This window comes from Oerskovia sp. USHLN155 (assembly GCF_037145535.1).
GTDB classification, from domain to species: domain Bacteria; phylum Actinomycetota; class Actinomycetes; order Actinomycetales; family Cellulomonadaceae; genus Oerskovia; species Oerskovia rustica.
In genome coordinates, this window is record NZ_JBBCXG010000001.1 from 429,360 (window position 1) to 442,555 (window position 13,196).

Genomic DNA, 13,196 nt, shown 5'->3' on the forward strand with positions numbered 1-13,196 from the left:
GACCCTAGACGGGGACCCTTGCACTTTCAATACCGAGTGCCATACTGTTTTCGCGACGCTCAAGGATGAGCGCCCGTCCGACGAAGGATCCCCCATGACACTGCCGTCAGATTCCGTAGCACCAGCCCCAGCGCCCGACGTCTTCGCCGACGCCGAGGACTTCGTCGAGGAGGCGTCCGGCCAGGACGATCCGCCCCCGCTCGTGACCGGCACCCCCAAGCGCCTTCTCGGCTGGATCGTCCCCGCCAACTTCTCGGTCTTCATGATCTGGGGAGCCGTCGGCGGACTGCTGATGCCCCTCCAGGTGCAGACGCTCGGTGAGGCCGACAAGGTCGGCAACCTGGCCGTCGTCGGCACGTTCGGCGCCCTGGCCGCGCTGCTCGCCCAGCCGATCGCGGGCCAGATCTCGGACCGCACGCGCAGCCGGTTCGGCCGTCGCGCGCCGTGGCTCGTGCTGGGCGCCCTCGTCGGAGGGCTGGGCCTGCTGGCCATGGGCTTCGCGAACAGCCTCGTGGGCATCGTCATCGGCTGGGTGATCGTCCAGGTCGCCTACAACTTCGCGCAGGGACCGCTCAGTGCGATCATGCCGGACCGCGTCCCGCGCGCCCTGCGCGGCACGTTCGCCGCGCTGTCCGGGCTCGGGCTCATGCTCGGCGCGCTCGGGGGGTCGATCGTCGGGGCGCAGTTCGCGAGCTCGATCCAGCTCGGCTACCTCGTCTTCGCCGGCTTCACGCTCATCGTGCTGACGCTGTTCGTCGTCTTCAACCCGGACCGCTCCAGCAAGGACCTCGTCAAGGAACCGTTCAGCGTGGGCGAGTTCCTGCGCACCTTCTGGGTCAGCCCCCTCAAGCACCCCGACTTCTTCTGGGCCTTCACCGGACGACTGCTGCTCTACACCGGGTACTTCGCCGTGACGGGGTACCAGCTCTTCATCCTGCAGGACTACATCGGCCTCGGTCAGGCCGGGGCGGTCGCGGCGGTGCCGCTGTTCAGCCTCGTCAGCCTCGCGGGCGTGCTGCTCGCGACGCTCGTCTCGGGGCCGCTCTCGGACCGGTTCCAGCGCCGGAAGGTCTTCGTCTTCCTGTCCTCGGCCCTCGTCGGCCTGGCCCTCCTGATCCCGATGGTCCTGCCCAGCTTCGCGGGCTGGGCGATCTTCACGTTCGTCTCGGGCCTCGGCTTCGGGATGTTCCAGGCCGTCGACACGGCCCTCATGAGCGAGGTGCTGCCCTCCGCGAAGTCGTTCGCGAAGGACCTCGGCGTCGTCAACATCGCCGCGACCCTGCCGCAGACGCTCGCCCCCGCGTTCGCCGGTCTGATCATCCTGAGCTTCGGCGGCTACATCGCGCTGTTCCCGGTCGGCATCGTCCTGAGCATCCTCGGCGCCTGCGCGGTCTGGCCCATCAAGGCGGTCCGGTGATGGCCGCCGAGGTCGCGCAGCCGCAGCGGGCGGACGTCCGGTCGCCCCGTCCCCCGCGCCCGCTGGCGATGCTGTGGTGGTCCCTGGGGCTCGTCGCGGCCTTCGCGCTCATGGGCCTGCTGGTCGCGCAGGACGCGGCGGCGCCGTTCACGCAGCCGCTCGACGACTGGTGGCGCGGGCTCGTCGGGGTCGGGCCCGACAGCGGCCTGTACCCGTCGGCGCTGCCCATGTTCTTCCAGCACCTCGGCGAGGGGCCTGGGGCGCTCGTGGGCATGATCCTGATCCCCGGGGCGCTCGCGTTCGTCGGCCGCTGGCGCTCCGCGCTCTTCTTCCTCACGGTCACCCTGGTCGGACCGGGGCTGTTCTCGCAGGGCATGAAGAACCTCGTGGACCGTCCGCGTCCCGCCGCGGACGAGACGCTCGGTCTGTTCGGACCGCTCTTCCGGGTCGACCACGGCTCGTTCCCCTCAGGGCACGCCGTCATGGCGGGCGCGCTCGTCGTCGGCATCGCGGCCCTGGTCCCGGCAGCACGACGCACGGCCCGCACGCTCTGGTGGTGCGTCGGGGGACTGGTGCTGCTGGGCATGGTGTGGCAGCGCACCCTCATCAACGCGCACTGGCTCTCCGACACGCTCTTCGGGCTCGTCGCGGGTGTGGCCGGAGCGCTCCTCGTGTGGTGGGCGTTCTGGCCCCTGCTCCAGCGTGACTACGGGCGACCCGTGTGGTTCTGCCACCTCGGGCACCACCGCGACCAGCCCTCCCCAGCCTGAACGACGATCGAGAGAGAAGGACAGGACATGACCGACACCACCATCGAGGACGGCACGACCACCGTCGCCGACCTGACGCTAGAGGAGAAGGCGTCGCTGACGAGCGGCGCGAGCTTCTGGTGGACCAAGGGGGTCGAGAGCGCCGGCATCCCCGCCGTGATGCTCACCGACGGACCGCACGGTCTGCGCAAGCAGCGTGGCAGCGCCGACCACCTCGGCATCGGCGACAGCGTCCCGGCGACGTGCTTCCCCCCGGCCGTGGGGCTCGGCTCGTCGTGGGACACCGACCTCGCGCACCGCGTCGGCGAGGCCCTGGGCGTCGAGTCCTCGATCGAGGACGTGGCCGTCATCCTCGGCCCGGGCGTGAACATCAAGCGCTCGCCGCTGTGCGGCCGCAACTTCGAGTACTTCTCGGAGGACCCGGTCGTGTCCGGGGTCATGGCCGCCGCGCTGGTGCGTGGCACGCAGTCGACGGGCGTCGGCACGTCGCTCAAGCACTTCGCGGCCAACAACCAGGAGCACGACCGGATGCGGGCCTCGAGCGACGTCGACCCGCGCCCTTTGCGCGAGATCTACCTGCGGGGCTTCCAGCGGGTCGTCGAGGAGGCGCAGCCGTACACAGTGATGTGCTCCTACAACCGGGTCAACGGCGTCTTCGCGTCCGAGGACCCGTTCCTGCTCACCCGGGTGCTGCGCGACGAGTGGGGCTTCGAGGGCCTCGTCGTCTCGGACTGGGGCGCGGTCGACGACCGGGTCTCGGCGATCGCGGCGGGTCTGGACCTGGAGATGCCGTCCTCGGGCGGCGTGACCGACGCGCAGATCGTGGCCGCGGTGCGCGAGGGCACGCTCGCCGAGAGCGTCGTGGACGCCTCGGCCGGACGTGTCGCGCGGCTCGCGAGGCGATGGCAGGGCACGCCACGCGTCGCGGGCCCCCTCGACGTCGACGCGCACCACGCTCTGGCGCGCGAGGTGGCCGGCCGTTCGATCGTGCTCCTGAAGAACGACGGCGGCCTGCTCCCGCTCCAGGGGCAGCGCTCGGTGGCGCTCATCGGCGCGTTCGTGGACCAGCCGCGCTACCAGGGCGCCGGCTCCTCGATGATCAACCCGACCCGCATCGACTCGGTCGCGCACGAGATCGAGGGCAAGGCGGGGGAGGGCGTGGTGTCCCGGGCACCTGGCTTCACGCTCGACGGCACCGGGGACGCCGCGGCGCTGCGGGCGGACGCCGTCGCGCTCGCGGCGGACAGCGACGTCGCGGTCGTCTTCCTGGGGCTGCCCGCCGCCGCGGAGTCGGAGGGCTACGACCGCGAGCACATCGACCTGCCTGCCGAGCAGCTCGAGCTGCTCGACGCCGTGCTCGAGGTCAACCCGCGCACGGTGGTCGTCCTGTCGAACGGCAGCGTCGTCGCGCTCCCGTTCGCCGACCGCGTGCCCGCGATCCTCGAGGGCTGGCTGCTCGGTCAGGCGGGCGGCGGCGCGATCGCCGACGTGCTCTACGGCGACGTCAACCCGTCGGGCAAGCTCACCGAGACCATCCCGGTGCGCCTGGAGGACAGCCCGGCGTTCCTCAACTTCCCCGGGGAGGACGGCCACGTCCGCTACGGCGAGGGGCTGTTCGTGGGCTACCGCTGGTACGACGCGCGCCGGATCGAGGTGACCTTCCCGTTCGGGCACGGTCTGTCCTACACGACGTTCGCCTACGGGGACGCGGTGGCCGCCGTGAACGGTGAGGGGGACGTCGAGGTGCGGGTCACGGTCACGAACACGGGGGAGCGGGCAGGCCGCGAGGTCGTGCAGGTCTACACCGGGCTCGCCTCGGCGGCCGTGCAGCGCCCCGAGCGAGAGCTCAAGGCGTTCGGGCTCGTCGAGCTCGTGCCGGGCGAGAGCCGCGAGGTCGTCCTCACGGTCCGTCGGGCCGACCTCGCGTACTGGCACGTCCGCGCCGACCGCTGGGTCGTCGAGGGCGGCGGGTACACGGTGGCCGTGGCCGCGTCCTCGCGCGACGTGCGCTCGTCCACGACCGTCCAGGTCGTGGGCGACCCGCTCGTCATGCCGCTCACGCGCGAGTCCTCGCTCGCCGAGGTGTTCGCGCACCCGGTCGCGGGGCCGGTCGTGCAGCAGGCCATGGCGCAGATGGCCTCGGCCATGGAGGGTGCGGCGTCGATCATGCCCGAGGGCGTCGACATGGCCAAGATGATGGGCTCGTTCCCGATCGGGCGCATCGGCATGATCGCGGGGGACGCCTTCGGCCCCGCGCAGGTCGACCAGCTCCTGGCGACGGCGAACGGCGCGAGCGCCTGAGCCTCACCTGACGAGGGGTGGGCCCCGGCGCCGCGCGGCGCCGGGACCCACCCGTCCGCGGGCCGACCGGCCTCGGCGCGCTCGCGGGGGCGGCGCGTTATCATGGGGCCACAGGCATCGACCCGGCCATCACCGGTGAGCCTCCGGAAGAACAGGTCCCGCCGCGCGGGACCCCAGTAGAACCGGACGGGTAGGCCCGTCACAGCCGTGTCGAGCGGTCGCCGCTCGGGCGCTCACGGTGCCCGACGACGGCAAGCGGGGTGGTACCGCGGCTCGCCTTCTCCCTCGGGAACCAGGGAAGGGTGGTCGTCCTCGCACGAGCACGTCCCGGACCACCGCCTGCCACTCACGATGGAGCCACTGAGCCATGGCCTACCCTCTGCACCGCACCGACGACACCGCCCCTGACGGTCAGGGCCACCAGATCCCCGCCAGCCCCAACCTGCCCGCGCTCGAGCGTGGCGTGCTGTCGTACTGGTCCAAGGACGACACGTTCCGTGCGTCGATCGAGCACCGCGAGGCGGGCCAGGACGGCGACAACGAGTTCGTCTTCTACGACGGCCCTCCGTTCGCGAACGGCCTGCCGCACTACGGCCACCTCCTGACGGGCTACGCCAAGGACGTCGTGCCGCGCTACATGACGATGCGTGGCAAGCGCGTCGAGCGCCGCTTCGGCTGGGACACGCACGGCCTGCCGGCCGAGCTCGAGGCCGAGCGCGTGCTGGGCATCACCGACAAGTCCCAGATCGAGGCCATGGGCATCGCCGCGTTCAACGAGGCCTGCCGCGAGTCCGTGCTCAAGTACACGGACGAGTGGAAGGAGTACGTGACGCGTCAGGCGCGCTGGGTCGACTTCGCGAACGACTACAAGACGCTCGACATCACGTTCATGGAGTCGGTCATCTGGGCGTTCAAACGCCTGTACGACAAGGGGCTCGCGTACGAGGGCTACCGCGTGCTGCCGTACTGCTGGCGCGACGAGACGCCGCTGTCGAACCACGAGCTGCGCATGGACGACGACGTGTACCAGTCGCGTCAGGACCCGGCGCTCACGGTCGGGTTCCGCCTCTCCGGCGACGCCGTGGACGGCGTCGCCTCTCCGGCCGCCGGTGCGCTCGTCCTCGTGTGGACCACGACCCCTTGGACGCTGCCCTCGAACCTGGCGGTCGCCGTCGGGCCGGACGTCGACTACGTCGTGGTGCGCGCCGGTGCCGGCTCGGCCGTGGCCGGCGACACGGTCGTGCTCGCGGCCGCCCGGCTGGGCGCCTACACCAAGGAGCTCGGGGAGGACGCCGAGGTCCTGGCGACCGTCAAGGGCGCCGACCTGGCGGGCCTGCGCTACACCCCGGCCTTCGACTACTTCACGGACCGTTCGGCCGAGGGCTGGCCGAACGCGCACCAGGTGCTCGTGGCCGACTTCGTGACGACCGAGGACGGCACGGGCATCGTCCACCTGGCGCCCGCCTTCGGTGAGGACGACATGGCCGTGTGCGACGCCGCGGGCATCGTGCCCGTCGTGCCCGTCGACGCCCGTGGGCGTTTCACCAACGCGGTCCCCGACTACGCGGGCGAGCAGGTCTTCGACGCCAACCCCAAGGTCATCAAGGACCTCAAGGAGGGCACCGGCCCGCTCGCACGCGTCGAGGCCGCCGCGCGCGCCGTCGTGCTGCGCCACGAGACCTACCAGCACTCCTACCCGCACTGCTGGCGCTGCCGGAACCCCCTGATCTACAAGGCGGTCTCGAGCTGGTTCGTGCGCGTGACCGAGTTCCGCGACCGCATGGTCGAGCTCAACCAGGACATCACGTGGACGCCCGAGCACATCCGCGACGGCCAGTTCGGCAAGTGGCTCGCGGGCGCGCGCGACTGGTCGATCTCGCGCAACCGCTACTGGGGCACGCCCATCCCCGTGTGGGTCTCGGACGACGCGAACTACCCGCGCATCGACGTCTACGGCTCGATCGCCGAGCTCGAGGCGGACTTCGGCGTGCCCGTCACGGACCTGCACCGCCCGTTCATCGACGACCTGACGCGCCCCAACCCGGACGACCCCACCGGGAGGTCCGTCATGCGCCGCATCCCCGACGTCCTGGACGTGTGGTTCGACTCGGGCTCGATGCCGTTCGCGCAGGTGCACTACCCGTTCGAGAACGCCGACTGGTTCGAGCACCACTACCCGGGCGACTTCATCGTCGAGTACATCGGCCAGACCCGCGGCTGGTTCTACACGCTGCACGTCCTGGCCACGGCCCTGTTCGACCGACCGGCGTTCCGCTCGGCCGTCTCGCACGGGATCGTGCTCGGCTCCGACGGGCGCAAGATGAGCAAGTCCCTGCGCAACTACCCGGACGTCTCCGAGGTCCTGGACCGCGACGGCTCCGACGCGATGCGCTGGTTCCTCATGAGCTCGCCCATCCTGCGTGGCGGGAACCTCATCGTGACCGAGGAGGGCATCCGCGACTCGGTGCGCCAGGTGCTGCTGCCGCTGTGGAGCACCTACTACTTCTTCACGCTCTACTCGAACAACGCCGCCGACGGCGCGGGGTACACCGCGAAGCGTGTGGCCCCCGAGCGCGTCGCGGACCTCCCGGCCCTCGACCGCTACCTGCTGGCCCGTACGCACGACCTGGTCGAGACCGTGACGACCCAGCTCGACGCGTACGACATCGCCGGGGCGTGCGAGGCGGTGCGCGAGCACCTCGACGTGCTGACCAACTGGTACGTCCGCACGCAGCGCGACCGCTTCTGGGACGAGGACGCGGACGCGTTCGACACGCTGTGGACGGCCCTCGAGGTCCTCACGCGGGTCATGGCGCCGCTCGCGCCGCTGCTCGCGGAGGAGGTCTGGCGCGGGCTCACGGGTGGGCGCAGCGTGCACCTGACCGACTGGCCGAGCGTCACGGCGCAGGAGCCGGCCGAGACCTCCGCCGACTCGCTCGCGGGCGTCCTGGTCGCCGACGACGCGCTCGTCGCCTCGATGGACCTCGTCCGCTCGGTGGCCTCGCTCTCGCTCGGGCTGCGCAAGGCGCACTCGCTGCGCGTGCGCCAGCCGCTGAGCACGCTGACCGTCGTGACCGAGGACCCGGCAGCGCTCACGCCCTACGCCGACCTGCTGGCCCGCGAGCTCAACGTCAAGACCGTGCGGTTCCTCGACCTGGAGTCGGGCGCGGCGGACGAGTTCGGCGTCTCGCAGAAGCTCACGGTCAACGCGCGGGCCGCCGGCCCGCGCCTGGGCCGCGGCGTCCAGGCGGTCATCAAGGCCGCCAAGGCGGGTGCGTGGCGCGTGGGCGACGACGGCTTCGTCGTCGTCGAGACGCCCGACGGCGACGTGCCGCTGCTCGGCTCGGAGTACGAGCTCACGACCGTGGTGCTCGCCGAGCAGGGCCACGACGAGGTCGACCCGGCGGCCCCGTCGATCGCGGCGGCCGTGCTGCCCACGGGCGGGTTCGTGGTCCTCGACCTCGAGCTGAACGACGCGCTCCTGGCCGAGGGGTACGCGCGCGACATCGTGCGCGAGGTCCAGGACGCCCGCAAGGCCGCCGGTCTCGACGTCTCCGACCGGATCGACCTGTCGCTCTCGGTGCCCGGCCCCTGGCAGGGCGCGGTCGAGGACCACCGCGAGCTCATCGCGGGCGAGACCCTCGCCGTGAGCGTCACGATCGACCTGTCGCCGACCGACGAGCGCCAGGTCCTCGTGACCAAGGCCTCCTCGGACGCCGGCGTGTCCGGGACGACGGAGGTGCAGGCGTGAGCGGCATCCGCCTGGGTCGGGGCGCCGGCGAGCGTCCCGGGGACAAGGACGCGCGGCGCCCCGGCGGCGCCGCGCACCAGCGCACGGCCGAGGAGACCGCAGCGCTCGAGGACCTGGCCACGGTGTACGCGCACATCATGGACCGGGCCCCCGAGCACGACATCGACCCGACGCTCGACCGCGTGCAGCGGGTCCTCGAGCTCCTGGGCGACCCCCAGAAGGCGTACCGGACCGTCCACATTACGGGGACCAACGGGAAGACGTCGACCTCGCGCATGGTCGAGCGGCTCGTGCGCGAGCACGGCCTGCGCACCGGACGATTCACGAGCCCGCACCTGACGTCGGTCACCGAGCGCATCGCGATCGACGGCGAGCCGGTGAGCCCGGCGCGCTTCGTCGAGATCTGGGAGGACGTCGCGCCGTACGTCGGCGTGGTCGACCGCGAGTCGCAGGAGGCAGGCGGGCCGCGGCTGAGCTTCTTCGAGGTGCTCACGGTCATGGCCTTCGCCGCGTTCGCCGACGCCCCCGTGGACGTCGCGGTCGTCGAGGTCGGCATGGGCGGCAGCTGGGACTCGACCAACGTCGTGGACGGCGACGTCGCGATCGTGACGCCCGTCTCGATCGACCACACGCGCTGGCTCGGCCACACGATCGAGGAGATCGCGACCGAGAAGGCCGGGATCGTCAAGGAGGGCGCGGTCGTGGTGCTCGCCGAGCAGAGCGACGTGGCCGAGGCCATCGTGATCGAGGCGGCGGCCGCCAAGGGCGCCCGCGTGCTGCGCGAGGGCCAGGACATCGCGGTCGCCGGACGCACGCCCGCGGTCGGGGGACAGGTCGTCGACCTGCGCACCCCGGCTGGCCTGTACACGCAGATCTTCCTGCCCATGATCGGCGAGCACCAGGCGCACAACGCCCTGCTCGCCCTCTCGGCGACCGAGGCGCTGCTCTCGGGCGGCCGGGCGCTCGACGGCGGGGTCGTCGAGGCCGCGTTCGGCGACGTGTCCTCGCCCGGTCGTCTCGAGGTCCTGCGGTCCAGCCCGACCGTGATCGTCGACGCAGCCCACAACCCCGCGGGCGCCGAGGCGCTCGTCGCGGCCGTCGACGAGGCGTTCGAGTTCGAGCGGCTCATCGGGGTCGTCGCGATCATGGGCGACAAGGACTCCGAGCAGATCCTGTCGGTGCTCGAGCCCGTGCTCGCCGAGATCGTCGTGACGCGCAACTCGGCCGAGCGGTCGGCCGACCCTGCGGACCTCGCCGAGATCGCGATCGACGTGTTCGGGGAGGACCGGGTCCACTCCGCCGAGCGGCTCGACGAGGCTCTCGCGATCGCGGTCGACCTGGCCGAGCGCGACGACTCGGTCGGCGTCGGCGTCGGGACCGGGGTCCTCGTGACCGGGTCCGTGATCACCGCGGCCGACGTGCGGATCCTGCTCGGGCGCGGCTGACCCCTCCCGCGCGACCACGACGCAGGGCGCCTCTCGGACGAGGGGCGCCCTGCGTCGTCGGGCGGGCGTCTCTCCCGAGGCCGAGGCCTCCCACCCTGCGACGGCCCGGCTCCCTGCGTGCCGCGTGCCGCGCGGGGGTGTTTGATGGGGGGACGGGCACCGGGGGCACGCGTCACCGGTGCGCGAGCAGTGCACGCGGCCACCCGGTGCCGCAGCAGTCCGACGAAGGGATGCGCCATGAAGAAGCTGCTCAACGACCCGCAGGACGCGGTGACGGAGTCGCTCGACGGGTTCGAGCTGGCCCACGCCGACCTGGTCGAGGTCCACCGCGCGCCGCTGTACGTCTCGCGCGCGGGTGGCGCGGTGCCCGGCAAGGTCGGGCTCGTCAGCGGGGGCGGCGCGGGGCACGAACCCCTGCACGCGGGCTTCGTGGGTGCCGGGATGCTCGACGCCGCAGTGCCCGGCGCGGTGTTCACCTCGCCCACGCCGGACCAGATCGTGCCGGCGATCCTCGGCGCCGACTCGGGCGCGGGCGTGCTCGCGATCGTCAAGAACTACACGGGCGACGTGCTCAACTTCGAGACCGCGCTCGAGCTCGTCGAGGCCGAGGGCACGCAGGCCGCGAGCATCCTCGTCAACGACGACGTCGCGGTCGAGGACTCGCTCTACACCGCAGGGCGTCGCGGTGTGGCCGGGACGGTCGCGGTCGAGAAGATCGCCGGGGCCGCCGCGGACCGCGGGGACGACCTGGGCAAGGTCACCGAGATCGCCGGCCGGGTCGTCGCCAACGTCCGCTCCATGGGGGTCGCGCTGAGCGCCTGCACCGTGCCGCACGTGGGCAAGCCCAGCTTCGACCTCGGCGACGACGAGATCGAGATCGGCATCGGGATCCACGGCGAGCCGGGCCGTCACCGCATCCCCCTGGCCTCCGCGGACGAGATCACGGGCATGCTCGTCGACGCCGTCGCGGAGGACCTGCGGCTCGAGGGCGGCGAGCGAGTGTTGCTGTTCGTTAACGGTATGGGCGGTACGCCCCAGTCCGAGCTCTACGTCGTCTATCGTCAGGCGAGGAGGCTGCTCGAGGCGCGCGGCGTGGCGGTCACCCGCTCGCTCGTGGGCAACTACGTCACCTCGCTGGAGATGCAGGGGGCCTCGGTCACCGTGCTCCGGCTGGACGACGAGCTGACCGCGCTCTGGGACGCGCCCGTGCACACCGCCGCTCTGCGGTGGTGACTCCGGCCGACCCCCGAGAGCCGGGGGACGGCGCAACCGGGGCGGTTCTCGCGAACCGCCCCGGACAGTAGGGAAAGGGCGATTGATGACGCTGGACGTTGCGTGGGCTGTGCGCTGGATGAGGGATACCGCGACGATGATCGTGTCGGCGCGGGACGAGCTCACCGAGCTGGACCGTCAGATCGGCGACGGTGACCACGGCGAGAACCTGAACCGAGGGTTCCAGGCGGTCGTCGCCAAGCTGGACGGGCTGGAGGCCGAGCCCGCGCAGATCGGCGACGTGCTCAAGCTCGTGGCAACCACGCTCATGTCCTCGGTCGGAGGCGCGTCGGGGCCGCTCTACGGCACCGCGTTCCTGCGCGCGGCAAAGGTCACGGGACTGGCGGAGCTCGACTCCTCGGCCGTCGTCGCGCTGCTCGAGGGTGCGCTCGAGGGAATCACCGCGCGTGGCAAGGCCGCACCGGGGGAGAAGACCATGGTCGATGCCTGGCAGCCCGCGGTCGACGCCGCGGTCGCCGCGGCGGACTCCGGCGCGGACCCCGTGGGCGTCCTCGAGGCTGCGCTCGCCGCGGCCGAGGCCGGCGCTCTCGCGACGGTCCCCCTGGTCGCGACCAAGGGACGGGCGAGCTACCTGGGCGAACGGAGCATCGGGCACCAGGACCCGGGGGCGACGTCGACCGTCGTGATCCTGCGGGCTGCGGTCGCGGCGGCCACTGCTCCCGGTGAATGATGTCCCGATGACTACCCCACAGCTCGGCGATCGCGCACGGATCGCCCTGGTGCTCGTGTCCCACTCGGCCCGTCTCGCGCAGGGGGCCGCCGAGCTCGCCGCGCAGATGGCTCCCGGCGTGCTGCTCCTGCCCGCGGGCGGCACGGACGACGGCAGCCTGGGGACGAGCTATGACGTGGTGTCGACCGCGGTCGACGGGGGACTCGTGGGGACCGACGGGGTCGTGGTGCTCGCCGACCTGGGGTCGGCCGTCATGACGATCGAGTCGGTCATCGAGCTCGACGACTCGCTCGAGGGCCGGGTCGTCCTCGCGGACGCCCCGTTCGTCGAGGGGGCCGTCGCCGCGGCCGTCACGGCGCACGGCGGGGGCAGCCTCGCCGAGGTGCTCGCCTCGGCCGAGGCCGCCGGCAGCACCTTCGCGCAGAGTGCGGCCGGAGCCGGGGGAGGGTTCGTCCCCGCCGCCGGACCGGCCGACCAGCTCGCCGGCGCCGCGGGCATCGAGGACGACTCGCCCGGCGCCCCGCGCGCGGTCACGCTGCGCAACCCGCTCGGCCTGCACGCCCGTCCGGCGGCGATCCTCGCCCGGCTCGTCGCGGGCTACGACGCGAAGGTCACCATCAACGGGGTCAACGCCGCGAGCGTGCTCGAGATGATGAAGCTGGGCGCGACCGGCGGGCGAGAGCTCGTGATCGCGGCCGAGGGGCGTCAGGCGAGCGAGGCCCGGGACGCGGCGCTCGCCGCGGTCGAGGGGGGCTTCGGCGAGGTCTGACGCCCTGGTTCGTCGCCCGCCCCGATCGCGGGTGACGAGCGTCCGCCCGTGACCGGCGTCACGTGAATACTGCATTGCCTGCAAAGTTGCACGACATGTAATGTTGCGGCTGTGCAGAACCTTGTCGAGCCCTCCGCAGCCCCCACGGGTCTGCGCGAGCGCAAGAAGCGCGAGCGCCGTGAGGCGCTCATCGACGCCGCCCAGACCCTCGTGCTCGAGCGGGGCCTGGACGACGTCACGGTCGAGGACGTCTGCACCTCGATCGGCGTCTCGACACGGACGTTCTTCAACTACTTCGCGTCGAAGGACGACGCGGTGCTCGGGGTCGAGGACTTCTCCCCGTCGCCCGACGCCGTCGCCGTCTTCGTCGCTGGCGGCCCCACGGGGGACCTCCTGGACGACCTCCAGGCGCTCGTCACCGACCTGCTCGCCCACCAGGTGATGTCCCTCGACCGCGTGCACCGGGCGATCAGGCTCGTCGAGCGCGAGCCCCGGCTCCTCGCCCGCCACATGTGGTGGATCGAGAACCTGCGCACGGGACTCGTCGGCGTGTTCGACCGCCGCCGCGCCGACCACCCCTTCGTCCCCGAGCCCGAGCTGCTCGCCATGGTCGTGATGAGCCTCCTGCGCACCACGACCCTCGAGTGGGAGCGCCTCGGGCGCACGGGCGAACCGGTCGACCACCTCGGCTCGGTCGTCACCCAGCTCCGGGCTCTCGTCCGTCCGGGGTCCGCGCCGGACTGACCGCGCGTACCTCGCACCACCCCTCTCGCTCCCACC

At 72.1% G+C, this 13,196-nt stretch carries 9 protein-coding genes; all 9 read left to right on the top strand.

Going from position 1 to position 13,196, the window contains the following annotated elements:
- Positions 1-94: 94 nt before the first annotated feature.
- The 9 genes from WFH32_RS01910 (at position 95) to WFH32_RS01950 (ending at position 13,160) form a co-directional block, all read left to right on the top strand.
- The gene (locus WFH32_RS01910) at positions 95-1,417 is read left to right on the top strand and encodes an MFS transporter (RefSeq protein WP_191797289.1); all 1,323 of its coding nucleotides are present in this window, start codon (positions 95-97) and stop codon (positions 1,415-1,417) included.
- On the top strand, positions 1,417-2,187 hold the full coding sequence (locus tag WFH32_RS01915) for a phosphatase PAP2 family protein (protein WP_191797291.1): 771 nt from the start codon (positions 1,417-1,419) through the stop codon (positions 2,185-2,187). Before WFH32_RS01910 ends, WFH32_RS01915 begins: the two co-directional genes overlap by 1 nt.
- Before the next feature lie 27 nt (positions 2,188-2,214).
- Entirely contained in the window at positions 2,215-4,488 is a 2,274-nt protein-coding gene (locus WFH32_RS01920; RefSeq protein WP_336706049.1) for a glycoside hydrolase family 3 C-terminal domain-containing protein, read from the top strand.
- 367 nt (positions 4,489-4,855) lie between these two features.
- Complete coding sequence (gene ileS, locus WFH32_RS01925; protein ID WP_336706050.1) at positions 4,856-8,239, top strand: isoleucine--tRNA ligase; 3,384 nt, start codon at positions 4,856-4,858, stop codon at positions 8,237-8,239.
- Positions 8,236-9,684, top strand: a complete 1,449-nt coding sequence (locus WFH32_RS01930; protein WP_404822050.1) for a bifunctional folylpolyglutamate synthase/dihydrofolate synthase — start codon at positions 8,236-8,238, stop codon at positions 9,682-9,684. The genes ileS and WFH32_RS01930 overlap by 4 nt, the downstream gene beginning before the upstream one ends.
- 237 nt (positions 9,685-9,921) lie before the next feature.
- On the top strand, positions 9,922-10,917 hold the full coding sequence (gene dhaK, locus WFH32_RS01935) for a dihydroxyacetone kinase subunit DhaK (protein WP_191790569.1): 996 nt from the start codon (positions 9,922-9,924) through the stop codon (positions 10,915-10,917).
- An 85-nt stretch (positions 10,918-11,002) separates the two neighbouring features.
- The gene (gene dhaL / locus WFH32_RS01940) at positions 11,003-11,647 is read left to right on the top strand and encodes a dihydroxyacetone kinase subunit DhaL (RefSeq protein WP_336706051.1); all 645 of its coding nucleotides are present in this window, start codon (positions 11,003-11,005) and stop codon (positions 11,645-11,647) included.
- A gap of 7 nt (positions 11,648-11,654) precedes the next feature.
- Positions 11,655-12,416, top strand: coding sequence for a dihydroxyacetone kinase phosphoryl donor subunit DhaM (gene dhaM, locus WFH32_RS01945; protein WP_336706052.1), 762 nt, complete (start codon positions 11,655-11,657; stop codon positions 12,414-12,416).
- A 111-nt stretch (positions 12,417-12,527) separates the two neighbouring features.
- On the top strand, positions 12,528-13,160 hold the full coding sequence (locus tag WFH32_RS01950) for a TetR/AcrR family transcriptional regulator (protein ID WP_191797301.1): 633 nt from the start codon (positions 12,528-12,530) through the stop codon (positions 13,158-13,160).
- Positions 13,161-13,196 lie beyond the last annotated feature (36 nt).

Coding starts and splice junctions, on each gene's coding strand:
- dhaK (WP_191790569.1), top strand. CDS start 9,922: ATGAAGAAGCTGCTCAACGACCCGCAGGACGCGGTGACGGAGTCGCTC.
- WFH32_RS01910 (WP_191797289.1), top strand. CDS start 95: ATGACACTGCCGTCAGATTCCGTAGCACCAGCCCCAGCGCCCGACGTC.
- WFH32_RS01920 (WP_336706049.1), top strand. CDS start 2,215: ATGACCGACACCACCATCGAGGACGGCACGACCACCGTCGCCGACCTG.
- ileS (WP_336706050.1), top strand. CDS start 4,856: ATGGCCTACCCTCTGCACCGCACCGACGACACCGCCCCTGACGGTCAG.
- dhaM (WP_336706052.1), top strand. CDS start 11,655: ATGACTACCCCACAGCTCGGCGATCGCGCACGGATCGCCCTGGTGCTC.
- dhaL (WP_336706051.1), top strand. CDS start 11,003: ATGACGCTGGACGTTGCGTGGGCTGTGCGCTGGATGAGGGATACCGCG.
- WFH32_RS01915 (WP_191797291.1), top strand. CDS start 1,417: ATGGCCGCCGAGGTCGCGCAGCCGCAGCGGGCGGACGTCCGGTCGCCC.